Source organism: Flavobacterium faecale, assembly GCF_003076455.1.
Lineage (GTDB): Bacteria > Bacteroidota > Bacteroidia > Flavobacteriales > Flavobacteriaceae > Flavobacterium > Flavobacterium faecale.
The window spans coordinates 440,875-463,887 of record NZ_CP020918.1; the positions used below are offsets into that span (position 1 = coordinate 440,875).

General features: G+C 33.8%; 22 protein-coding genes, 1 pseudogene and 1 riboswitch. Of the genes and pseudogenes, 18 read left to right on the top strand and 5 right to left on the bottom strand.

Going from position 1 to position 23,013, the window contains the following annotated elements; translation table 11 throughout:
* Positions 1-98 precede the first annotated feature (98 nt).
* Together FFWV33_RS02005 and FFWV33_RS02010 are read left to right on the top strand one after the other, a co-directional pair.
* Positions 99-3,386 (top strand): glycosyltransferase family 117 protein, encoded by a 3,288-nt coding sequence (locus FFWV33_RS02005; RefSeq protein WP_108739348.1) that lies wholly within the window; start codon positions 99-101, stop codon positions 3,384-3,386.
* Between the two features lie 94 nt (positions 3,387-3,480).
* Positions 3,481-4,125 (top strand): polysaccharide deacetylase family protein, encoded by a 645-nt coding sequence (locus FFWV33_RS02010; protein WP_108739349.1) that lies wholly within the window; start codon positions 3,481-3,483, stop codon positions 4,123-4,125.
* Between the two features lies 1 nt (position 4,126).
* On the opposite strand, the gene FFWV33_RS02015 is transcribed toward FFWV33_RS02010, so the two are convergent.
* The 3 genes from FFWV33_RS02015 to FFWV33_RS02025 all read right to left on the bottom strand — a co-directional run bounded on the left by FFWV33_RS02015 (position 4,127) and on the right by FFWV33_RS02025 (position 6,493).
* Positions 4,127-4,423 carry a thioredoxin family protein gene (locus FFWV33_RS02015; protein ID WP_108739350.1) on the bottom strand — a complete coding sequence of 99 codons (297 nt, stop codon included), beginning with the start codon at positions 4,421-4,423 and terminating at the stop codon, positions 4,127-4,129.
* Positions 4,424-4,495: 72 nt separating this feature from the next.
* Positions 4,496-5,728, bottom strand: a complete 1,233-nt coding sequence (locus tag FFWV33_RS02020) for a metallophosphoesterase (RefSeq protein WP_108739351.1) — start codon at positions 5,726-5,728, stop codon at positions 4,496-4,498.
* Positions 5,729-5,950: 222 nt separating this feature from the next.
* On the bottom strand, positions 5,951-6,493 hold the full coding sequence (locus FFWV33_RS02025; RefSeq protein ID WP_108739352.1) for a hypothetical protein: 543 nt from the start codon (positions 6,491-6,493) through the stop codon (positions 5,951-5,953).
* A gap of 242 nt (positions 6,494-6,735) precedes the next feature.
* Here FFWV33_RS02025 and FFWV33_RS02035 point away from each other — a divergent pair, with 242 nt between their 5' ends.
* The 4 genes from FFWV33_RS02035 to FFWV33_RS02050 all read left to right on the top strand — a co-directional run bounded on the left by FFWV33_RS02035 (position 6,736) and on the right by FFWV33_RS02050 (position 11,780).
* Positions 6,736-7,344, top strand: a complete 609-nt coding sequence (locus FFWV33_RS02035) for a MarC family protein (protein WP_108739354.1) — start codon at positions 6,736-6,738, stop codon at positions 7,342-7,344.
* Between the two features lie 10 nt (positions 7,345-7,354).
* A complete protein-coding gene (locus FFWV33_RS02040; RefSeq protein WP_108739355.1) occupies positions 7,355-7,612 on the top strand; it encodes a DUF3781 domain-containing protein in 258 nt (85 codons plus the stop codon).
* 285 nt (positions 7,613-7,897) lie between these two features.
* Positions 7,898-10,747, top strand: coding sequence for a DNA polymerase I (gene polA, locus FFWV33_RS02045; RefSeq protein ID WP_108739356.1), 2,850 nt, complete (start codon positions 7,898-7,900; stop codon positions 10,745-10,747).
* 220 nt (positions 10,748-10,967) lie between these two features.
* Positions 10,968-11,780 (top strand): DUF2490 domain-containing protein, encoded by an 813-nt coding sequence (locus FFWV33_RS02050; protein WP_159085959.1) that lies wholly within the window; start codon positions 10,968-10,970, stop codon positions 11,778-11,780.
* A 77-nt stretch (positions 11,781-11,857) separates the two neighbouring features.
* On the opposite strand, the gene FFWV33_RS02055 is transcribed toward FFWV33_RS02050, so the two are convergent.
* Positions 11,858-12,907 (bottom strand): LacI family DNA-binding transcriptional regulator, encoded by a 1,050-nt coding sequence (locus FFWV33_RS02055; RefSeq protein WP_108739358.1) that lies wholly within the window; start codon positions 12,905-12,907, stop codon positions 11,858-11,860.
* A 450-nt stretch (positions 12,908-13,357) separates the two neighbouring features.
* Here FFWV33_RS02055 and rplM point away from each other — a divergent pair, with 450 nt between their 5' ends.
* The 9 genes and pseudogenes from rplM (at position 13,358) to FFWV33_RS02095 (ending at position 19,940) form a co-directional block, all read left to right on the top strand.
* On the top strand, positions 13,358-13,813 hold the full coding sequence (gene rplM, locus FFWV33_RS02060; RefSeq protein ID WP_108739359.1) for a 50S ribosomal protein L13: 456 nt from the start codon (positions 13,358-13,360) through the stop codon (positions 13,811-13,813).
* A complete protein-coding gene (gene rpsI, locus FFWV33_RS02065) occupies positions 13,813-14,199 on the top strand; it encodes a 30S ribosomal protein S9 (protein ID WP_108739360.1) in 387 nt (128 codons plus the stop codon). Before rplM ends, rpsI begins: the two co-directional genes overlap by 1 nt.
* A 168-nt stretch (positions 14,200-14,367) precedes the next feature.
* On the top strand, positions 14,368-15,156 hold the full coding sequence (gene rpsB / locus FFWV33_RS02070; RefSeq protein WP_108739361.1) for a 30S ribosomal protein S2: 789 nt from the start codon (positions 14,368-14,370) through the stop codon (positions 15,154-15,156).
* Positions 15,157-15,303: 147 nt separating this feature from the next.
* Complete coding sequence (tsf, locus tag FFWV33_RS02075; RefSeq protein ID WP_108739362.1) at positions 15,304-16,266, top strand: translation elongation factor Ts; 963 nt, start codon at positions 15,304-15,306, stop codon at positions 16,264-16,266.
* A gap of 492 nt (positions 16,267-16,758) precedes the next feature.
* The gene (locus FFWV33_RS02080; protein ID WP_108739363.1) at positions 16,759-16,971 is read left to right on the top strand and encodes a hypothetical protein; all 213 of its coding nucleotides are present in this window, start codon (positions 16,759-16,761) and stop codon (positions 16,969-16,971) included.
* Positions 16,972-17,231: 260 nt separating this feature from the next.
* Positions 17,232-17,792: a DNA-3-methyladenine glycosylase I gene (locus FFWV33_RS02085; RefSeq protein ID WP_108739364.1), complete on the top strand. Its 561-nt coding sequence runs from the start codon at positions 17,232-17,234 to the stop codon at positions 17,790-17,792.
* A 326-nt stretch (positions 17,793-18,118) separates the two neighbouring features.
* Positions 18,119-19,021 carry a hypothetical protein gene (locus tag FFWV33_RS02090; protein ID WP_108739365.1) on the top strand — a complete coding sequence of 301 codons (903 nt, stop codon included), beginning with the start codon at positions 18,119-18,121 and terminating at the stop codon, positions 19,019-19,021.
* A gap of 71 nt (positions 19,022-19,092) precedes the next feature.
* Positions 19,093-19,149 (top strand): hypothetical protein, encoded by a 57-nt coding sequence (locus tag FFWV33_RS19640; protein ID WP_281261795.1) that lies wholly within the window; start codon positions 19,093-19,095, stop codon positions 19,147-19,149.
* A gap of 74 nt (positions 19,150-19,223) precedes the next feature.
* A pseudogene (locus FFWV33_RS02095) lies at positions 19,224-19,940 on the top strand (DUF3871 family protein).
* Between the two features lie 29 nt (positions 19,941-19,969).
* On the opposite strand, the gene FFWV33_RS02100 reads toward FFWV33_RS02095, so the two are convergent.
* Positions 19,970-20,878 carry a hypothetical protein gene (locus FFWV33_RS02100; protein WP_108739366.1) on the bottom strand — a complete coding sequence of 303 codons (909 nt, stop codon included), beginning with the start codon at positions 20,876-20,878 and terminating at the stop codon, positions 19,970-19,972.
* A 203-nt stretch (positions 20,879-21,081) separates the two neighbouring features.
* Between FFWV33_RS02100 and FFWV33_RS19645 the strand changes: the two genes are divergently transcribed.
* The 3 genes from FFWV33_RS19645 (at position 21,082) to thiS (ending at position 23,010) form a co-directional block, all read left to right on the top strand.
* Positions 21,082-21,213 carry a type I restriction-modification system subunit M N-terminal domain-containing protein gene (locus FFWV33_RS19645; RefSeq protein WP_108742429.1) on the top strand — a complete coding sequence of 44 codons (132 nt, stop codon included), beginning with the start codon at positions 21,082-21,084 and terminating at the stop codon, positions 21,211-21,213.
* A 148-nt stretch (positions 21,214-21,361) separates the two neighbouring features.
* Positions 21,362-21,931 carry a hypothetical protein gene (locus tag FFWV33_RS02110; protein WP_108739367.1) on the top strand — a complete coding sequence of 190 codons (570 nt, stop codon included), beginning with the start codon at positions 21,362-21,364 and terminating at the stop codon, positions 21,929-21,931.
* 710 nt (positions 21,932-22,641) lie between these two features.
* A riboswitch (TPP riboswitch) is annotated at positions 22,642-22,738 on the top strand.
* A gap of 65 nt (positions 22,739-22,803) precedes the next feature.
* A complete protein-coding gene (gene thiS / locus FFWV33_RS02115; protein WP_108739368.1) occupies positions 22,804-23,010 on the top strand; it encodes a sulfur carrier protein ThiS in 207 nt (68 codons plus the stop codon).
* Positions 23,011-23,013: the final 3 nt, after the last annotated feature.

Genomic DNA, 23,013 nt, shown 5'->3' on the forward strand with positions numbered 1-23,013 from the left:
ACATGAGGTTAGTTTGCTAGAATTTTTTGTTAATGCTAAGTAGTTTCCATAAAAAAACATTTTCTTTGCATTGTAAAAATAAAACTAAATTTTGATACATGAATAAGGCAGCATTCAATTTCAACAAATGGAATACTATAATAGGTTGGGTTACATTTGCAATCGCATTAATAACGTACAGCTTAACAGTTGAACCTACTATGAGCTTTTGGGATTGTGGTGAATATATCGCTACATCGGCAAAACTAGAAGTAGGTCACCCTCCAGGAGCACCACTCTTTCAAATGATCGGTGCCTTTTTTGCAATGTTTGCTACAGACGCGCAACATATAGCGCTTATGGTTAATATGACATCCGTGTTTTCGAGTGCCTTCACTATCCTATTTATGTTTTGGTCTTCAACCATGATCTTAAAAAAGATGATTGGTGAGGATGCTGAAAAAGAAATCTCAAAAGAAAATTATATTGCAATACTCGGGAGTTCATTTGTAGGTTCATTAGCCTATACCTTCTCTGATAGTTTTTGGTTTAATGCTGTTGAAGCCGAAGTATACGCAATGGCCTCCTTATTTATTGCTTTGCTGTTTTGGCTAGGATTGCGTTGGGAGCAAGAAATGAACACTCCTCGCGGTAATAGATGGCTGCTTGTAATTTCATTAGTAATCGGACTTTCATTTGGTGTACACTTTATGGCCCTATTGACTATTCCTTCTATTGGATTATTATATTACTTTAAAAACTACAAAACAATTACCGTAAAAAACTTCATAATTGCCAATGTAGTTGTGGTTTCTGTCTTATTGTTTATTTTTAAATTGTTACTACCACTTACGATGGCGTTTTTTGGTAAGAGCGAAATTTTTATGGTGAACAGCTTCGGTCTACCTTTTGACTCTGGTACTATCATTGTCACTCTTGTTTTGATTGCCTTCTTTTACTTTAGTTTAAATTACACCAAAGCCAAAGGAATGATACACTATAATACATTGTTATTATGTGTCCTTTTTATTCTAATTGGATTCTCAACTTGGATGATGTTACCTATTAGAGCCAATGCAAATACGGTTATCAACGAGAACAAACCCTCAGATGCGGCAGAGGTTCTTGCTTATTACAATAGAGAACAATACGGTGTAAACCCATTATTCTACGGACCACAATACACTGAAGCTTTTGCTGGACTTGACCCAGAAACTCCATACTTGGACAAAGCACCTAACTACGAAAGAGATCGTAAAACTGGTAAGTACGTTATTGTAAACAATTACAAAAATGCTGTTCAAAATAGTGATGATTACCACAAAACTATATTACCTAGAATGTGGAGTTCTGAGCACGTAGAAAACTACATTAACTTCACCCATGCACCCGAATTTAAAATCAACCCAAATTATCCGTACGAGGAAGATTTGGCAAAATACGGAATCGACGCTAGTAAAATATCTGAGGAAGATTACAACAAAGCTATAGCACAGTTAAAAAACGAGGTTGAAAAAACGGTATCTGAATTTAGATTGGCCTATGCTCAAAAACAAATTGACAATGAAGGCTATGTAAAATTCTTAAAAAGCTACGGTGAATATTTAATTATCGAAAAACCAACTACTGCAGACAACTTGAGCTTCATGGTTGAATACCAATTTGGATACATGTATTGGAGGTATTTGATGTGGAATTTTGTTGGAAGACAAAGTGACAACCAAGGACGTTATGATTCTATGGACGGGAACTGGTTGAGTGGTATTGACTTTTTAGACGAAATCCATTTGGGTTCACAAACTGATTTACCTTCGGATGTATTGAACAATAAAGGTAGAAATACGTATTATTTCCTACCGTTTATCCTAGCATTAATCGGGATCATGTTTCACGCAAGCAAAGAGCGCAAAAGCTTTTATGTTTTATTGATGCTGTTCTTATTTATGGGACTTGCATTAAAAATTTACCTTAACGAACGCCCTTTCGAACCAAGAGAAAGAGATTATGCACTTGTAGGCTCCTTTTATGTGTTTGCGATGTGGATTGGATTTGGAGTTTACTCTTTATACGAAAGTTTACAAACCTATTTATCACCCAAAATAGCAGGACCAATAATTATCTCTGCAAGTTTACTTGCTGCTCCAGTCCTTATGGCTGCTCAAAACTGGGATGACCATGATCGCTCTGATAAATACACAGCATTGGCAATGGCCAAAGCCTATTTGAACTCCTGTGATCCAAATGCCGTATTGTTTACTATTGGAGACAACGATACCTTCCCGCTTTGGTATGCACAAGAAATCGAAAAAATTAGAACGGATATCAAAATCGTCAACACCAGCTTATTGATGACAGACTGGTATATTGATCAAATGAAAATGAAATCTTATGAATCTGATGGTTTACCTATTTCGTTCACACATGATGAGTACGTAGGAGACAAACTCGATTATGTAGCTTATATTCCGAAAATAAATAAAAGAGTAGGATTAGATTCTATTATTGATTTTATCAAAGACCCTAAATCTACAGTAGGCCTTCAAAATGGACAAACGATTCATTATTTCCCAACGAACAAATTGAGGATTACTGTTAATAAAAGTGACATCATCAAATACAAAGTAGTTTCACCTACTCAATATGATTCTATTGTTCCTTACATTGACATTGACATCAAAGGAAGCGCATTGTACAAAAACCGTTTGATGATGCTTGATTTTATATCAAAAAATAAATGGAAACGTCCTGTTTACTTCAGTGGAGGTGCCTATGACGATGAAGATTATTTATGGATGAAGGAATACTTGCAATTGGACGGAATGGTCTATAAATTGATTCCAGTACGCACCAAATCAAAAGAGAGAAGCCCAATTGATATGGGACAAATTGACTCTGAAAAGATGTATAAAAATGTAATGGCTTGGGATTGGGGAAATAGCGATAGCGACAAAATCTATCACGATCCAGAAACAAGAAGAGAAAGCATCACCTACAGAACCAATCTTGCTCGATTGATGGACAAATTGATTGCAGAAGGTAAAATGGAAAAAGCTAAAAATATAATTGAGCTAGCGATGACCAAGATGCCAGTAGATAAATTTGGCTACTACTCGTTGCTTGAACCTTTTACTAGAGGATATTACCAAACCGGTGAACCCGTAAAAGCACAAGAGTTACTGAACCACTTAATCGCTAAGTACAGAGAAAATCTGGATTATTACAGCAAACTAGAACCTTCTGAGCAATCAGAACTTGCAATGGATATCGTAACTGATATTGAACGCTATAGAAGCTTGGTCGAAGTGATGAAAGCAAATAACGATATGACTTTTTTCGAAAAGAATAAAAAAACTTTCAATACCTATATCGAAATATTCTCTCGATTTGGAAGAGATAAAATAGAATAAAAAAGCATAGTTAATTCAAAAAAAAATGCAGCAATTCCTTTCGAGATTGCTGCATTTTTTTGTACCTTAATGTCATCATATTAAAGACACAATCATGAGCTTTTATTGGGTAAAAACACATTCGATATTAAAAAAGATATTTTCAAAATACATTTGGGATATGCCAAATCGTGATAATAAAATATACCTAACATTTGATGATGGCCCAACGCCAGAAATTACGAATTGGGTACTTGATGAGTTAGGAAAGCACAATGCTAAAGCTACCTTTTTTTGTATTGGTAAAAACATAGAACAAGAACCTGCCCTATTTAAAAGAATTATCGAAGAAAAACATGCTATTGGTAATCACACACAAGATCATGCCAACGGCTGGGCTACATCCAAGGAAACCTACCTAGAAAGCATTGCTACTTGCGCCAAGGCCATAGGTAAACATATTTGTAATAAGACGAGTCCAAAACTTTTTAGACCACCATACGGCAAAGTAAAGTCGTCGCAAATTAATGCATTGAAAAAACTAGGATATAAAATTGTAATGTGGGATGTGTTGAGTGCCGATTTTGACACCTCTATTACAAAAGAAAAATGCTTAGAGAATGTCATTTCTAACATTTGCTCAGGAAGCATCATCATATTTCATGATAGCGTAAAGGCTTTTCCGAACTTGGAATATACGTTACCTAAAGTGTTAGAGTATATTGACCAAAAGCATTTTCAATACGCAACGGTCTCTTAATCTATAATTGACCTTGTACGATTGCAATAATACTATTGGCATCTAATTCTCCGGATTGTCTCCAAATCATCTGTCCACCTTTGTAGATCATTAACGTAGGTAATCCTTTGATGCGAAGTGCATCTGCCAACTCTTGATTTTTATCAACATCAATTTTAATCACTTTGGCTTTATCACCCAAAGCAGCAGCCACATCCCTAATTACAGGATGCATCGACAAAGAAGGTTCATTCCATTCTGTATAAAAATCAATCAATACAGGGACTTGTGCGCTTATAAGTTCTCCGAATTTTGACATAAAACAACGTTTTTATATATAACTCTACTAAAATAATAGCTATTAATTTACAAATGTAGCATTTTTAATGAATTAAGACACTTTCTTCCCTTTTTTTAGCTCAATCACGGTGATTTCAGGCATAATTCCTACCCTTCCTGGGTACGCATGAAATCCAAATCCACGGTTCACATATACATAACGCCCCATGGTTTCATACAAACCTGCCCATTGCGGGTAGATGTACTGCGCCAAACTCCATTTGAAAAAACCTGGGATTTCGATTCCAAATTGCATTCCGTGCGTATGACCTGAGAGTGTTAATTGGTAATTTTTGGGATCTTGTTTTAATTCATAATCCCAGTGAGAAGGATCGTGACTCATCACAATTTTAAAATCATCTTGAGCTACCTCCTTAGAAGCTTTCTTGATATCTCCAACTTTTTTAAAGTTATGCCCCCAATTTTCAACTCCAATTAAGGCAATTCTTTTACCATCTTTTTCAATAAAACGGTGTTCATTCAATAACAACTCAAATCCAATATCGCCATAAAGCTTTTTGATGGCCTCAAAGTTCTCCTCTTTTTCTTGTTGTGTTTTCCAGTCAATATATTCACCATAATCATGATTACCCAAAACAGAGAATTTACCATAAGCTGGACGATTAATCGCTTTGAAAGTGTCAATCCATGGATACATTTCTTTAGCATGCGTGTTCACAATATCACCAGTAAACAAAACCAAATCAGAATTTTGCTGGTTAATCAAATCAATAGCATAACTTATTTTTTCGGGATCATCAAAACTACCCGAATGCACATCTGATATTTGTGTGATGGTAAAACCATCAAATTCAATAGGTAAGTCAGGAAAATGAATCGTTTGTTTGATTACTTTGAAATTATATTTCCCAATGGTCATTCCGTAAATCAATGAAAAGAAAGGAATTGAGGCCAACCCCAACCCTATTTGGCTGACAAAAGTACGTCTTGCACCAAAAAACCCTTCACCAGAATCTCCTACAGCTGCGCGAAACATACCTGAAATCAAGCGATACATATCTTCACCAAGCAGCACCAATGCCAAAACGATTTTGGGAACGTAGACCAATAACATTAGCCCCATTGTAAACATCGTTTGTTTGGTTTGCCCAACAGAACGATCAAAATTTAAAAAAGAGTAAGCAATATATAAAAACAGCACCAAACTAATAGCACCATAACCCATCAACATCCATCTATTTCGCAATAATGTCTTAAAAGCTTGAAAAGCATATACCTCTACAAGAAGTAACAGCACAAAGAAAAACAACAACCTAACAACCATTTGACCAATTTTTAGACAAAATAACGACTTAAATCACCGATAGCGGTTCTAATTAATTAAATTTTAACGCAAAAATGAGTATTCTACCTAAGCTATTATCCCTAGAAAAAGTAAAAATTAACCCCCAAATCCCATCCGCGTTTAGAACAGCCTTTATTAGACTAATAGTAATAGCATGAAGAAGTGACACTTGACATCATCAAGACGATCAGGTTTTCAAATTTAATTTGAAACTGTTTTCTCCTTTTTTGACGCAGCCTTCTTTGCGGCTTTGGCTTTCTTCTCTTCTTCTACTTTTTTGGCCAAAGCTTCTCTTTCTATGTTATTCTTATTAATTTCCTCCTTATAACTTTCAATGCGTTTGGTAGTTTCAGCCTGTTTGGCATTCATTTTATCTAATTTTCTCTTATCCTTCTCTAGATGACTGTTTAGATTGTTCAGTTCACTTTGATCAGCTGCGTCACTAGCATTTTTTAAGGTTGATAATTCTGCTTGTTTGGTTTCCATAAGCTCTTGCAGCTTCTGGCGTTTTTTAGTAGTTTTAAGTAGTTTTTTTTCCTCTTTAGCCATTTTGATTTCTGCTGTTTGAACATTGTACGTCAAACTAGCCATAATACGTTGCTGCTGCTGAAATAGCATTGTCATACGATTTTGTTGGGCAAACATGGTATTTGACATTTGTACTTGGCGTTGTGCACTTGAAAATTGTGCTCTTGAAAGCAACGGCAACATTATTATAATCAAAAGCAATAAACGGGTTTTCATGTGGACTTTATTTAATTTCAAATTTCATCTACAAATATATCCCTAATCGCAAACCGTAGTATAACAAAAACAGCATTTTTCTTATCGAAAGTTATTATGCTATATTTAATTCGAATAGCCCAAAACCAACAACCTTTCTTATCAGCAGAAGCACCAACTTTTTTCATACCTTTGCGACCTTCAAAAAAAGCAAAAAAAATAGACTTTATAGGCATTTGCCTTTACAGCAAAACAAATAAGCAATGAATAACTTAGGAGGTTCTATACTATCAGCAGCGGTTTTATTATTTTTTCTAATGGATCCGATTGGGAACATTCCAATTTTATTATCGGTTTTAAAAGGAATAGCTCCTAAAAGACAACGTTTTATCATTGTACGTGAATTATTGATTGCCTTAGGAATTCTTATGATTTTCCTTTTTGGTGGTCAAGCTATGTTGACCTTTTTACATTTACAACAAGAGTCGGTTACCATTTCGGGCGGAATTGTATTACTTATCATTGGTTTAAGATTGATTTTTCCTCGTGAAGAAGGAATCATGGGCGTTCAAGCCGATGGCGAACCTTTTATTGTACCTATCGCGATCCCTATGATTGCAGGACCATCCGTTTTGGCCATGCTAATATTGATGACCAAAAACGAACCACAATTTATAATCAATTGGTTTTTTGCCGTTTTGCTGGCGTGGTCTGCAAGCGCATTAATTTTACTATGCGGCCCCTTTATTTACAGTATACTAAAGGAGAGAGGATTAAAAGCTATTGAACGTTTAATGGGAATGATCCTAATTATGATGGCGGTCCAAATGCTTATTAACGGAATCAAAATTTTGTTTTTGACCAAAGCTTAATTTTTTTTCTATGGAGAAAAACAAATCCGATATCATTGCTAATCTTTGTTATACCGAACTTGTATATGGACGAATCAATAAAAAACTCAAGTCCAATAAGTCGAATAAGGAGATTGAAGTTTATCTATTAAACATTTTAAAGAATACTCCACTATCAGGTTACATCAAAACGGGTAAGAATTTTTATGTTTCCAGCTTTGAAAACAACATTCGCATTACCGTGAACTCTTATACGTATAGAGTAATTACGGTAGACAAACTTGATTAGATTAACTTAAAACAGTATTGTTAAGAGTCACTATCGACCTCATTCGCCCGCGTGAGTGATAGTAGTGAAAAGCCCACAAACAAGTGTAGCGGTAGCGGAACTTGTTAAGGACTTGCAACGTATAGCACGACAGCAGCCTAAAAAGAAGCCTATCAACATACGCTGCATGGCTTCTTTTTGGGGTGGTGGCACGCCCAAATGATTCAGCAGAATTTGAATAATGACTTGATAAAATGACTGTTTTTAAAAAGCTTTGTTTATTTTTACGGTCAAATTATTTTTATTATGTCTACTCAAAAACGTCTTTTTCTACTCGATGCCTATGCTTTAATCTTTAGAGGCTATTATGCTTTTATCAAAAACCCACGAATTAATTCGAAGGGGATGGATACCTCGGCCATTATGGGATTTATGAATTCGTTGATGGATGTGATTAAGAGAGAAAAACCAGACCATTTGGCGGTGGCATTTGACAAAGGTGGAAGTGATTTAAGAAACGAACTTTTTCCAGAATATAAGGCCAATCGCGATGCAACTCCCGAAGCGATCAAGATTGCTGTACCTTATATACAAGCGTTATTGAACGCAATGCACATTCCGATTATCGAAGTGGCGGGTTTTGAGGCCGATGATTTGATTGGAACTATTGCCAAACAAGCCGAAAAAGAAAACTATAAAGTGTTCATGGTGACACCTGATAAGGATTTTGCTCAATTGGTGTCTGAAAACATCTTTATGTACAAGCCTGCTCGTATGGGTAACGGGATTGAAATTTGGGGTATCCCTGAGGTTTTGGCAAAATTTGAGATTGAAAGACCAGAACAAGTAATTGACTTTTTGGGAATGATGGGTGATGCTGCCGATAATATTCCGGGATTGCCTGGCGTGGGTGAAAAAACTGCTAAGAAATTTTTGGCTCAGTACGGCTCGATGGAAAACCTTCTGGATAACACCCACGAGCTCAAAGGCGCAATAAAAGTTAAAATAGAAGCCAATAAAGAATTAGGACTTTTATCGAAAAGATTGGCTACTATTCTACTAGATTGCCCTGTCACATTTAACGAAGATGATTATGAATTATCAACTCCTGATGTAGAAAAAACAGACGAACTCTTTAATGAGTTGGAGTTTAGAAGAATGGCAGAACAATTTGATGCCATTTTTAGAAAGCCTTCCTCAACTCTCTCAGAAGGAGAAGGAGCTGCCCAAAATGAAGATAGATTATACAAAAAACCACAACCGAAAAACGACGATCAATTTGATTTGTTCTCGGCAACCACTGCTGGGCAAGACTCCGAAGTAGCGCACCAGTCATTTTACAGTACGTTAGAAAACACCGAACACTCCTACCAAATAGTGCAAGGCGATTTGGGAATAAAATTGCTGCTACAAAATTTACAAAAACAGACTTCGGTTTGTTTTGATACCGAAACCACTGGTTTGGATGCTTTGCATGCTGAGCTAGTTGGAATCTCTTTCTCTTGGGAGAAAGGAAAAGGATATTACGTTCCGTTTCCAGAAAGCCAAGAAGAAGCACAGGTTTTGGCTGCGAAATTTATGCCTTTTTTCGAAAATTCAGAAATCGAAAAAATTGGTCAAAATCTAAAATATGATTTAAAGATTTTGGCGAACTACAATATAACGGTAGCCGGAAAATTGTTTGATACCATGATTGCTCATTATTTGATCAATCCAGATATGCGTCACAACATGGATATTTTGGCAGAAACCTATTTAAAGTATTCTCCAAAATCAATTGAAGCCTTGATTGGTAAGAAGGGGAAAAACCAGAAAACAATGCGCGACGTTGCCATTGAAGAGGTCAAGGAATATGCTGCGGAAGATGCCGATGTTACTTTTCAATTAAAAGAGCTTTTTGCAGTTGAACTAGAAAAAACAGGCACGCAAAAATTGTTTGACGAAATCGAAATTCCGCTTGTTCCTGTCCTTGCTGCTATGGAAACCGAAGGAATCAATCTTGATGTCACTTTCTTGAAAAACATGTCGGTTGATATGCAAAAAGACATTGACATTTTCGAACAAAAAATATACGAAACCGCTGGAGAGACTTTCAATTTAGCTTCTCCAAAACAACTTGGTGATATATTATTCGATAAATTAAAAATTGGAGGGCCGAAACAAAAGAAAACCAAAACAGGTCAATATGCAACTGGCGAAGAAGTCTTGAGCTATTTAGCAAATGATAACGAAATCGTACGTGACATACTCGAATGGCGCCAAATGGTAAAATTACAAAGCACATACATTGATGCTTTGCCTACCCAAGTAGATGCCAAATCAGGACGCATACATACCGACTACATGCAAACGGTAGCGGCTACGGGACGTTTAAGTTCGAATAATCCAAACTTGCAAAATATTCCTGTGCGAACCGAAAGAGGACGTTTGATCCGTAAGGCTTTTGTACCTCGCGATGAAAATTACAAGCTTGTTTCTGCCGATTATTCACAAATTGAATTGCGTGTGATTGCGGCTTTGAGTGGCGAAGAAAACATGATTGCTGCCTTTAAGAATAATGAAGATATTCACAAATCAACAGCTGCCAAAGTATTTAATGTTCCGTTAGAAGAAGTTACTAAGGAACAACGTAGTCATGCCAAGACAGTCAACTTTGGAATTATATACGGTGTATCTGCCTTTGGACTTTCGAACCAAACCAATCTTTCTCGATCTGAAAGTGCTGAATTGATTGAAGCCTATTACAAATCGTACCCACAACTGAAATCGTATATCAGCGATCAAGTTGATTTTGCTAGAGATAATGGTTTTGTTCAAACTATTTTAGGCCGTCGTCGTTACTTAAAAGATATCAATTCACAAAATGCCATTGTACGTGGTGGGGCTGAGCGTAATGCCGTTAATGCACCTATACAAGGTTCGGCTGCCGATATTATTAAAATTGCGATGATTAACATTCATAACAAACTAAAAACTGAAAACTGGAAATCAAAAATGCTACTTCAAGTACATGATGAGCTTGTGTTTGATGTACACAATGATGAACTAGATAAAATTCAACCCATGATTAAACATGAAATGGAAAATGCTTTTAAGCTTGATGTTCCTTTGGTGGTTGATTTAGGAATGGGAGAAAACTGGTTGGAAGCGCATTGATTTTTTAGTGTTCACTCACAGTTTTTAGTATTCAGTTTACTCAGAATAATTAAATTAAAAATTTTAGATTTGTTACTACCCATACAAACCATTCTTGCAGCAATGCTCGAATGGTTTTTTTTATTTTAAAAAAATATAACATTTAATTAGGACTATAAGTTAAGTAGGGATTAACTGTAAGTTATATTTTTGTAAAAAACCTTTAAAATCTATTAACAATTTGAAAAACTTAAAAAAAAACCTTGGCATTGGCCTCTTGCTAGCTGTAACGACCTTGTCATGGGCGCAAAATGACTCCAAAATCAACCAGACAAATGGCTGGCTGAGCTACAACGGAAATCATAAATTGACTGAAAAATGGGGACTTCACACAGAATACCAAAACAGAAGAAATGACGGATTCAAAAACCCTATGCAGACTATGGTGCGACTTGGATTGGACTACCATATAAACAAGGAAATAATGGTAACTGCTGGATGGGCACATATTGAAACATCCGCGTATGGAGACTTTGCTAAACAAACCCCTTCAAAATACAATGATCACAATTTTAGCGAGCACCGTATTTGGGAACAGTTAGCAATCAACCATCATGATATAGGTCGCTTTTCTTTTGACAGCCGTTTCAGGTTGGAACAAAGATATAGTCAGTCATTTAAAAATTTCGGAACAGGCTTAACCAACAACTACCTAAGATATGACGATCCCGAAGAAGGTTATTGGAAATTACGACACAGAGCTAGATATCGTTTTCGAGTTCAAGTCCCATTAACAAGTGCAAAAATGGAAGACAATACGCTATTTCTAGCGGTCGCAGATGAAATTTTTGTTAATGTAGGAGAACGCGTTGGAGCAAATGTATTTGATCAAAATAGATTATCAGCAGCTTTAGGGTGGCGCTTTAACAAACAATCAAATATTCAGGTTGGTTATCTTAATCAGTTTTCCGAAAAAGGTGATGGTATCAGCCGAGAGAACAACCACACAATAACAGTAGGTTACACTCATAATATAGATTTCACAAAGATATAATTCATTTATATTCAATAAAAAAACCATTCTTATTTAAATCATAAGAATGGTTTTCTACTATTTTATATAATCGCTATTTACTTTTTACGAGCACTCTTTTTCTTTGTTCTCGAAGACTCTCTTTCTTTCAATTTAGTTTTTATTACTACCGTTTCAAACGGAGGCTCAATTTCGTCGTCATTTTCCAAACGATCAATTAATAATTTTGCAGCAACCTCCCCTATCTCTACACCGTGTTGACTAACTGTAGTCAAACTTGGAGACAACCTTCTAGAAGCTAATATTCCGTCAGCAAAACCAATAATTGATAAATCTTCGGGTACATTATATCCTTTTTTTATTGCCACTCTTAAGGCTGCAACCGAATCATTTTCTTCTAATGCAAAAACAGCATCTATCGTATTATTATCGAAAACGCCTTCAATTTTAGATTTCATATCCTCCTCACAATCTGTACGCAAGATAATATTTTCGTTCACCGGAATTCCGTTGAGTTCCAAAGCCTTCAAATACCCTTCAATACGCAACTTCCCAACACTTAGATTTTCGATAGACGAAATCAAAGCTATGTTTTTACACCCCAGTTTAATTAAATGCTGTGTCACATTCAACGCCGAATCAAAATCGTCGACAACTACTTTATCACATTCGATTTCTTCTGCAATTCGATCAAACATTACTATTGGAGTACCTTCATTTATAATTTCAGAAAAATGAGAGTAGTCTTGTAATTTCTGAGCTTCTTCAGAAACAGACAAAATAAAACCATCAATTGTACCGTTACTCAACATCTCCAAAGTGTGTACTTCTTTGACAATTGACTCATTTGATATGCAGGTAATCACATTATACCCTTGTTTATCGGCTACTTTTTCGATTCCGCTAAAAACCTTAGCATAAAAAGAGTTCAATATATTAGGTATAATAACACCAATCGTTTTTGTTTTTCTGTTCTTTAGATTCAAACCAATTACGTTTGGCTTGTAATTTTTAAGTTTTGCATACTCTTTAATTTTAACTTTAGTTAGTTCACTAATTTCAGGACTATCATTGAGTGCCTTTGAAACTGTTGAAACCGAGACATTAAGTTCTTTTGCAATTTGCTTAAGAGTTGCTTTTACTTTCATAACACTATTGTTTTATTATTTAAATTCTTAACACCACATCCTACTATATAAAGGATAGCTATTTTTGTTGACCATTTACGATAAAACGCAAAGTTGTCGATAGTTCATACCTACATCGCTCATAATACATAAGACGCGAAGCACATTTTAAAACTACAAATTGTCAAAGGACAAAGTAGTGATTAAAAAAGTATGAACTCGCAAGATAATAAATTAAACAATATCATAAAAAAAGCAAAAAACAGTTGGCTAAAAAATTAACATATGTATAAAAAGGCGATACAAATCACAAATAAACCTGACAAGAGAGAGTACATGAAAATAGACAATTGATTATCAGCTAAAACCATAAATAAAATAATCATTTAAGGTATTTGTATTTAAAATAATTAATTGTACTTTTGCAACCCCTTTTATGGGGATGGAATGTTTAATTAAAATTTATTTATTGTGAACGCATTAAGCTACAAGACAATTTCAGCAACAAAAGCCAACTCTACAAAAGAGTGGATTGTTGTGGATGCAGATGGTCATAACTTAGGACGTCTTGCTTCAAAAGTCGCTATGATTTTGAGAGGTAAGTACAAGCCAAGTTACACACCACACGTTGACTGTGGAGATAACGTAATTGTTATCAACTCAGAAAAAATCAACCTTACAGGTAAAAAAATGGATGACAAAATTTACATGCGTCATACAGGTTACCCAGGAGGACAAAGAACTTTAACTGCTAAAGTATTGCAAGCAAAAAACCCTGCAACTTTGGTAGAAAAAGCAGTAAAAGGGATGTTACCTAAAAACAAATTAGGAGCTGAACTTTTCAGAAATTTAAATGTAGTTGTTGGAACTGAGCACAAACAAGGAGCTCAAAAACCAAGAACTGTTAACCTAAACGATCTTAAGTAATGGGAGTTATTCACAAAATCGGTAGAAGAAAAACCGCTGTTGCACGTGTTTATGTATCAGAAGGAACAGGAGTAATCACTGTAAACAAAAAAGAATTCGCAACTTACTTCCCTACAGCTACTTTACAGTACAAAGTTTTGCAACCAATGTCTATGACAGAGAACGCTACAAACTTTGACGTAAAAGTAAACGTATACGGAGGTGGTTCAACTGGTCAAGCAGAAGCTGTAAGAATGGCATTGGCACGCGTTATGTGTGAAGTAAATGCAGAAAACAGAGCGATATTGAAACCAGAAGGTTTATTGACAAGAGATCCAAGAATGGTTGAACGTAAGAAATTCGGTCAGAAGAAAGCTCGTAAGAGATTCCAATTCTCTAAACGTTAATATTGCCTGTCTTGTGCGATATGTACAAGACTTCGTTTATTTATTGAATTTAAAAACAATGTTGTTGTTGTCCCGTTGAGGCGGGAAATTAGTTTAGCATCTAAATGAAGCCAAAGGCCGAAAGCTAGAGGAACATTGCTAATCAACAGAACGTAAACTAAACAAAAAATGTCAAACAAAGTAGAAGTAAAAGACTTACTAGAAGCAGGTGTTCATTTTGGACACATGACTAGAAAATGGGATCCAAATATGGCTCCTTACATTTATATGGAACGTAATGGTATTCACATTATCAATCTATATAAAACTGCAGCAAAAATCGAAGAAGCTAGTGAAGCTATGAAAAAGATTGCTGCATCAGGTAGAAAAATATTATTTGTTGCTACCAAAAAACAAGCAAAAGACATCGTTGCTGAAAAAGCAAAAGCTGCAAACATGCCTTACATCACTGAAAGATGGCCTGGTGGAATGCTAACTAACTTCGTAACTATCCGTAAAGCTGTTAAAAAAATGGCTACTATTGATAAAATGAAGAAAGATGGTACATTCATGACCCTTTCTAAGAAAGAGCGTTTGCAAGTTGATCGTCTACGTGCTAAATTAGAGAAAAATTTAGGTTCAATCGCAGATATGTCTAGATTACCTGCTGCATTATTTGTAGTAGATATCAAAGCTGAACACATCGCAATAAAAGAAGCTCAAAAATTAAACATTCCAGTTTTTGCAATGGTTGATACAAACTCTGACCCACGTGAGGTAGATTATGTTATTCCTGCAAATGATGATGCTTCTAAATCAATTGACAAAATTCTATCTTTAGTAACTGCTGCAGTTACAGAGGGACTTTCTGAAAGAGGTTCTGAAAAAGAAGGTGAAGTTGCTGACAAACCAGCTGCTGAAACTGTTGCACCAGCTGCTCCAGTTGCTGCTGCACCTGCAACTGAAACTAAAGAATAAATTAAATAGTATATTCCAATACTAAAATTCCAAATTCCATATAAATAGTCAACTATAAATTGATGATTTAATAAAATTGGAATTTGGGATTTTAAGATTGGAATTTCTTTTTTTACATAAAAAAATAATCTCAAAACATACAAAGATATGGCAACAATAACTGCTGCAGACGTAAACAAATTAAGACAAACTACAGGTGCTGGAATGATGGACTGCAAGAAGGCTTTAGTTGAAGCTGAAGGAGATTTCGATAAAGCTATTGAAAACCTTAGAAAAAAAGGACAAAAAGTTGCTGCTAATAGATCTGACCGTGAGTCTAGTGAAGGAGCTGCTGTTTCTTTTATCAATGCAGACAAAACTAAAGGCGCTATTATTACTTTAAACTGTGAAACAGATTTCGTAGGTAAAAACGAAACTTTCGTAGCTTTAGCTAAAGAATTAGTTGAAAAAGCAATCAACTTCTCTTCTAAAGAAGACTTTTTAGCTTCAGAATTTAACGGAATGACTGTTGCTGAAAAACTAATTGAGCAAACTGGTGTTATCGGTGAAAAAATCGAAATCGGTGGTTTTGAAATATTAGAAGGTGCATATATTGGATCTTATGTTCACGTTAACAAAATTGCTGCTTTAACAGCAATCTCTACTCCAGTTGAGAATGGTGACATTTTGACAAAAGATGTTTCTATGCAAGTAGCTTCTATGGGAGCTGATACATTATCTTACAAAGATTTCGATCCTGCTTTCGTTGCTTCAGAACTTGAAGCTCGTATCGCTATTATCGAAAAAGAAAATGAAGAAGCAAAACGTTTAGGAAAAACATTGAAAAATGTACCTAAATATATTTCTTACTCTCAATTGACAGAAGAAGTATTGAAACAAGCGGAAGAAGATGCTAAAGCTGAATTAAAAGCAGAAGGTAAACCAGAACAAATTTGGGATAAAATTGTTCCAGGTAAAGTACTACGTTTCATCTCTGACAATACAACTTTAGATCAAGAGAAAGCTTTACTAGATCAAAACTTCATCAAAGATGATAGTAAAAAAGTAAGCGATCACGTAAAATCATTCAACGTTGATATCACTGGTTTCAAAAGAGTATCTTTAGGATAGTCCTTTTTAAACAGAATAAAATTAAGTCCCATTAGCTCACACGCTAATGGGATTTTTTTTTGCTCAAAAATATAGGGATACAAAATTCACACAAACCAATTAATGCATAATATATAACACTAAAGGAAATTGGGAAGTCCTCAATTTAACTAATACACCTACTAACAAAAATTAAGTAAATACAGCAAGTTATGATGTAATGCAAATGATCAATAACAAAAAATAATCTTATCGTTAAAAGGTAAAAAAGAACTGCTTAACGTAAGCCGTCTTCACAACGAAAACAAAGTTTAAGTCCCATCTGCTCAGGCTAATGGGATTTTTTTATTGTTTGATTTCTATTCATTATTACATAAAAAAGTGATTATATTTTGCCATATCAAGCCAAAAAAGTGCCGTTTATCTGAAATATAAAACCATTCAACAAGTAAATTTTTAAATGAAATAGTATTGTCTAATTTTACATCAACAAATAATTAAAACAATAACATTATGAAAAGATTCTTAGTATTATTCGGATTAGTGTTAGCTGCACTTACAATTGCAAATAACACAAAAGCTCAAGAAAACAAGAAAATTGTTGTTAGCGAAAAAACAGTGGCGAATACCACAACTGTTCGTAATTCTGATAACAGTTTTACCTTCAGCCAAGCTCAAACATTCCATGCTGGACTTACTAGAAGTCAGAATAAAATTGTTGATTAACGCATAACATTACCTAAATTAGTGAAAAAGCACCAATGGTTTTAGTACATAACTCCATTCTTTTTTTCTCTCGCATTGTACTACACCAATGCAAATCAGACCCTTTGTGCAGGTATTCTAAATACCCCGCAAACCAAAAGTAAATTTATCCAAGCTGAATACCACAATAAGCTAAAACTTTACTTTTCACTTTTTAAGAACATACAAACCCTTTTTCTAAACTCTGTTTTTAGTATATTTGAATACTAAAGAGAGAAAGCATGGAAGAAAAACAACGATGTAACTGGTGCTTGTCAAGTGACATATACAAGGAGTATCATGACAATGAATGGGGAAAACCTGTTTATGATGACGAAACTATTTTTGAATTTCTACTCCTTGAAACTTTTCAAGCGGGCTTGAGCTGGATTACGATCCTCAATAAAAGAGAAAATTTCAGGACTGCTTTTGACCAATTCGATTACAAAAAAATAGCCTTGTATGATGATGAAAAAATCGCAGCTTTATTACAAGATGCGGGTATCATTCGAAACAAATTAAAAGTATATTCTGCTGTAACAAATGCACAAGCTTTTTTAAAAATACAAAAAGACTTTGGTACCTTCTCCAACTATATTTGGGGATTTGTATCAGGTATACCAATAATCAATAGTCCTCAAAGTTTAAAAGATGTTCCTGCCACTACTCCACTTTCAGATGCGATTAGTAAGGATCTCAAAAAAAGAAGATTTAAGTTCGTAGGCTCTACTGTTATGTATGCCTACATGCAAGCAACAGGCATGGTCAATGATCATGTAGCAAGTTGTTGGACTAGAAATTAGACCTCAATATTCAGTTCTCAATCTATTACAAGCAGAAATAAGTTCAAAAGCTAGCGCGAGTTTATAACTCGTACCAATAAAGTTGTCCAAACTATTCAAATTAAAAAAAGCTACATTTTTATAATAAAGTGTAGCTTTTTGCTTAAAAAACAAATTGTTTAATTAGATTTGCTGTTGTTGCCAATTGTAGATGGTACAAACTAGGAAGAGTATGCAGCGCAATCGTAACAGAAAACGTATTTTTTAAAAGAAAAACTAGGAAGAGTTAGTTTAATGGTTTGTTGCAAAAATTATCTTAATTGGAGTTAACCTAAAATTTTAAAATTATGAAAATTTATAATTATTTAGCAATTATAGTAGTTACTCTGTCTGTTTCCTGCAAAGACAATACGGCGCCAGTTGAAAAGAATACTGTTGTAAAATCAAATACTCCTGAAGTTAAAGTAGACACTTCTTATAAAAAGAACATTAGATTGTATGACCAATTTTATTATGGAATGGCTTCTGATGTTGCACAAAAATTAAACAATCAAGATAGCACTCCAACTGTTAAGCTGAATTACAAAAACCAATCATTTGAATTAAAAAAGGATTTAAAATTTAATACTAATTTACTTCAATCAATTAAGTTATCTGGAGACAGTTATGATGGCACATCTATTCTAAATCTTTTTAAAGAAAAATATGGAGAACCCACAGTAGTTTTAAAAAAGATAAAGTCAGAAGAAAATGAAATAATTGCTACTAAAATTCTACAATATTTAGATAATACCTATACTAAAATAAAATACGTTCCTCGTATTCACAAAGAAGTATCAAATGAAGAATTTCAAAAACATTTTGAACAACCTGAAATAATGAGTGGTAAAGAAGCTAGTAGAAAACTACACGTGGTACGATATGGAAGTGACCATTTCAGCAAAGTAATGAAAGATATAACTAAAAATGAAACAATTGAACTTGATGTCGAAGTAGCTATTGAAAATAATTCTTTCTCTAAAAGCAAGAACTATGTGACATATACATGGAATGAAGGCAAGAAAGAAGTACAATTACATTTTTTGAAATCAGTGACCTTTTCAGGCAACAAAACATATCAAAGAATAACTCTAGATGGAGGTTTAAGTATAAATTTCAGTAATATGGATGACAAAATCAATACTTTAGAAGATAAAAAACCAGTTAATTCTATAAAGCAATTAGAAAAAAAATCATTTAAAGCTATTTAATCCCTAACTCCGCATCTACTTTAGGTGGTCTATTTTTGATTTTTTAAATAACAATACAGAATGATTGTGTTATCCCTGTATTTCCAAAGGACAACGAGAGAACTTTTGCTCATCAAGAGTTCATATAAATCGCTCAAAATGCCCTGTTGAACTTTTCCCAAATCAAAGGTTTGAGCAGCCTGAAATTCAAGTAAGCCATCAAATCAAAGGTAGAATACCTGATTCTACACATAAGAATGTTAAGGAATTACTAGACCATGACAAAACAAAGTACTTTGAAAAAATGGCTTTCATTGTTATAGTGTCTAGTGTTTTAGCTACGAGTAATGGCAATGAATTAGCCTTGAGACTTGGAGGGGTGAGAAGCTATAATTTAGAAAAGCTCTATAATAAGAAGTCATTTGAAAAGTTAAAGTTTTTCATTCTGTTTCAGAACAAGGTGTGTTGCATTCTTTGCGTATGGATTGATGACTTTACAGAGGAAATAAAAATAGCTTCTTAGCAAGAGTTACAAGACAAAATATTAAATTCAGTTCATAGCTACAATGTTGAAAAGCATTTATCATAGATGGAAGAATTAGCATGTCATTCCCTTTCAGAGCATCAATTTGCTCAATAAATTGGTAAAGCAAGGTTATACCAGCATTTACCAAAAAGTAAAAAGGCTTGTATTGCTAATGTGAATTTTACTGATGGTCATATCAATACCATAGCAAGAGATTATTACGAAGATGCTAGTTTTAGCAGAGATGAACAGGGATACATCAACTTATGGGATGTGTACAACCTCTTCACTAAAGCTAATAAAAGTAGTTACATAGATACTTTTCTTGACAGGAATGTGAATGCTTTTGATTTTGTCAAAGGCATTCAAAAGGCACTAATGGGTGATGAAAGTTACTGTTGGTTTTTGAGTTAAAAATTGGAGCCTTAACCTATTGAGGCTCCTTAACTATTATTTGTATTTTCTATTTTTTTATTATCAAAACGAACATCAAAATTTATTGTTAAAATGCCCTTTGCATCATATAAAAAGTATAGACTAAGCAATAATGTCATGATTATTAAGAACTTATAGATTTTTTTTAAGGTCTTTTTATTGTAAATAGCTACAATACAAACTATACCAACAATACAAATTACAAAATACCATAGCGTCAGAACCAAAAATAAAATCTGCAATGCAACATAAAGCAGAGGTAGTGTAATTATAGCTACTACTAAGACCACAAATAAATTATCCGTGAATTTCACAACCTTAATATCATCCGAAAGGTGATGAAATATCATGAATGTTGATATACTTAAAAAAATAATTCCTGCTGTAAAAGATTGAATTACATGCGACTCTCTTACAAAGCTTGTATAAAAGAAATATAAAAATCCAACAATAATTACAACAAAGAATGCGATTCCAAAAAATGATGTTGTAAAATCTATCACTTTTTCTTTCAAACTTTTTTTAGGTAAATCTTCTTTTTGCAATTTACTTACAGTATTTACATCTACTTCTTTTGGTTCAACATCAAACTGTTGTAAAGTTAAAATTATTGCATCAAAATCTATTTTAGAAATTCTGTTACTTCTAAACATAATGTCAATAGAGCCAACATCATTATACTCGTCAGTTATTGAAAGTTCATCATTTGTAATATAGTTAATCTTCCCATTCCATGGTAGAGTGTTGACATCACCATAATTAAAAATTATCTCATCATCACCCCATATACTCCAATTTCCTTGAGCTTGACTGTTTGCATGAACCCAATAAATAGAAAGTGCACCATCGCTTTCAAATTTGTACTCAATTTTATCATTCTTCCAACATCCAACAATTTTTTCTTTATAGTCATTCATCTTTTATAGTATTAATATACAATACAACATTGCCAATTCTTCAAGATCAGCTTAACTTTAAACAAGCAGTTTAAATAAAGGATTCAATTTCAATACGTTAAAAGTAGTAAAATCCACCATACTTTCATTTTTAACCTTAAATATTCTCTAAAAAGCACTACTTTTAACCCTATTATAAAATTTGACAAATATAAGTAGATGAAATATGGGAGTCTTTATGGACATGTGGAGTTTCTAACCCATTAACAGTTATTGAGCAGTTTACCTATATACTATTTGTACGCAGACTAGATAAAAACCAGTTGCTTCAAGAGAAAAATTTAAGCAAGAATTAATCGATTTTTTTAAGATAAAAATACCCATAAAGTTTTTAGTATAAATGAGCGAATTAATGAAAATGCAATGGGGTGAGACAATTGATTTTCTGGTTTGCGATTTAAAATTAGCAATGCAATGCAATAGCTATAAATTGATAATCATATTATGAGCCAGTATAATAATTACATTGCAGAATTAAATGATGAAGGTTCTATTCTTAAAATAGAGATAATAAAGTCATGGCTATTAGAACATGAAAATTACTTCAAATTTCTAATCAATGAAACTACTTGTAGAAAATGGAGCAAATGGATAAAAGATAAGTCAATACACCTTTTTCCTTGCGCTTGTCATACAAGAGAAGGATTTTGTGTATTCATTCAAACCTATTACGAGCTAGAAAAGATAATGGATTTACATCGTCGGCAAGATGAAATAGCCGTAGTTTTAAAAGGATTTGACAGAATAAAAAACAATCCAGATTTAGAATTTGAGTGGGTTGAAAAGTATTCTCAAATAGCTGATTTCTTTGAGGGCAAATTACAAATTACAGGTGAAGAGGGCAAATTGATAAACTTTATGTTTGATAAAGATGAATTTTATACTGCTATTCTATTTGAAGATATAAAAATGGAAATTTATTGTAGTGAAGAATATCAGATAAGAAGTAAATCGCAAGAAAATACCCTAATATTTGATGAGGATGAACTATCTTATGATGATGATAATTATTAATGTGTAGTTGAAATTCATCTAAACCTTTCTCCTTAATATTTACAACTATCACATTCTACAACCTTTATAATTTTTTTTTGGGAATTTTTTCAGGCCTGCATCTATATTTAAAATTCCACCCATTAGGAGAATATTGGGATGTTTTTGACGACGTTTATTTACATAAGATTACAGCTTTATTTTGTAGTGACCAAGTGTACATGATTTCTATATGTTTAACATCCCGCATCGCTACGAGCGAGCAATTGTTTTTATATGAATATAACGGAATGTCTGTGAAAAATTTCAATTGTATTTAATTTGATTTTTTTTATCTTATTCGATATAGTGCTATTTCTACACAAAACTCATTTTCATATTATAGTTAAACCATTAAAGACTTAAATAAGCGGGTGCTTTAAAATGTGTGTTTATTTAAAGCCTACAACTTATTATAAAAAAACAAAATTAATCATAATAGTGAATATAGAATTTTGGATAAACCAGGAATTTCTTTTACAATTGAAGATAGTGAAGAAGGAAAATGAATAACAGTATTTTAATTTTACGACTGCTCGGATATTCCCTATGTGTAGCAGCTAGCAGAAATTAGACCTCAATTTTCAGTCCCAATACTCAGTTATACTATTTTACAAATCTATTAATTTTGTGATTTTACAAACGGAATAGTAAAAATTGTGACTGAATACTAAAAAAAACATTACATTTGTATCACACTTTAGGGGTGTCTACATTATCGTAGGCTGAGAATTACCCTCTGAACCTGATCTAGTTCATACTAGCGTAGGGAAAAGTAAGATGACTTCCGTGGTCCCTTTTTTGGGTACCTTGTAGCCATTCCTAAAGTATAACTTATACAAAATTTTACAGGAATGGAACTAAAAATCAACAATCAAAAAAAACAATTCGAAGCAAATACCCTAAGTATTCAAGCCATGCTCGATATTGAAATTCCGCAAAAACAAAACGGCATCGCTGTAGCCATAAACAGCAACGTCATCCCAAAATCCAATTGGGTCGACTTACTCCTATCCGAAACTGACGATATTTTGATTATCTCTGCTACTCAAGGCGGGTAATTG

Bases quoted from the DNA above. Each gene is read 5' to 3' on its own strand.
- rpsB (WP_108739361.1), top strand. From the start codon at position 14,368: ATGTCAAACAAAGTAGAAGTAAAAGACTTACTAGAAGCAGGTGTTCAT.
- FFWV33_RS02025 (WP_108739352.1), bottom strand. From the start codon at position 6,493: ATGAAAACCCGTTTATTGCTTTTGATTATAATAATGTTGCCGTTGCTT.
- FFWV33_RS02020 (WP_108739351.1), bottom strand. From the start codon at position 5,728: ATGGTTGTTAGGTTGTTGTTTTTCTTTGTGCTGTTACTTCTTGTAGAG.
- FFWV33_RS02085 (WP_108739364.1), top strand. From the start codon at position 17,232: ATGGAAGAAAAACAACGATGTAACTGGTGCTTGTCAAGTGACATATAC.
- FFWV33_RS02100 (WP_108739366.1), bottom strand. From the start codon at position 20,878: ATGAATGACTATAAAGAAAAAATTGTTGGATGTTGGAAGAATGATAAA.
- FFWV33_RS02110 (WP_108739367.1), top strand. From the start codon at position 21,362: ATGAGCCAGTATAATAATTACATTGCAGAATTAAATGATGAAGGTTCT.
- FFWV33_RS02040 (WP_108739355.1), top strand. From the start codon at position 7,355: ATGGAGAAAAACAAATCCGATATCATTGCTAATCTTTGTTATACCGAA.
- FFWV33_RS02015 (WP_108739350.1), bottom strand. From the start codon at position 4,423: ATGTCAAAATTCGGAGAACTTATAAGCGCACAAGTCCCTGTATTGATT.
- FFWV33_RS02090 (WP_108739365.1), top strand. From the start codon at position 18,119: ATGAAAATTTATAATTATTTAGCAATTATAGTAGTTACTCTGTCTGTT.
- tsf (WP_108739362.1), top strand. From the start codon at position 15,304: ATGGCAACAATAACTGCTGCAGACGTAAACAAATTAAGACAAACTACA.
- FFWV33_RS02035 (WP_108739354.1), top strand. From the start codon at position 6,736: ATGAATAACTTAGGAGGTTCTATACTATCAGCAGCGGTTTTATTATTT.
- polA (WP_108739356.1), top strand. From the start codon at position 7,898: ATGTCTACTCAAAAACGTCTTTTTCTACTCGATGCCTATGCTTTAATC.
- FFWV33_RS02010 (WP_108739349.1), top strand. From the start codon at position 3,481: ATGAGCTTTTATTGGGTAAAAACACATTCGATATTAAAAAAGATATTT.
- FFWV33_RS02005 (WP_108739348.1), top strand. From the start codon at position 99: ATGAATAAGGCAGCATTCAATTTCAACAAATGGAATACTATAATAGGT.
- FFWV33_RS02055 (WP_108739358.1), bottom strand. From the start codon at position 12,907: ATGAAAGTAAAAGCAACTCTTAAGCAAATTGCAAAAGAACTTAATGTC.
- FFWV33_RS02080 (WP_108739363.1), top strand. From the start codon at position 16,759: ATGAAAAGATTCTTAGTATTATTCGGATTAGTGTTAGCTGCACTTACA.
- thiS (WP_108739368.1), top strand. From the start codon at position 22,804: ATGGAACTAAAAATCAACAATCAAAAAAAACAATTCGAAGCAAATACC.
- rpsI (WP_108739360.1), top strand. From the start codon at position 13,813: ATGGGAGTTATTCACAAAATCGGTAGAAGAAAAACCGCTGTTGCACGT.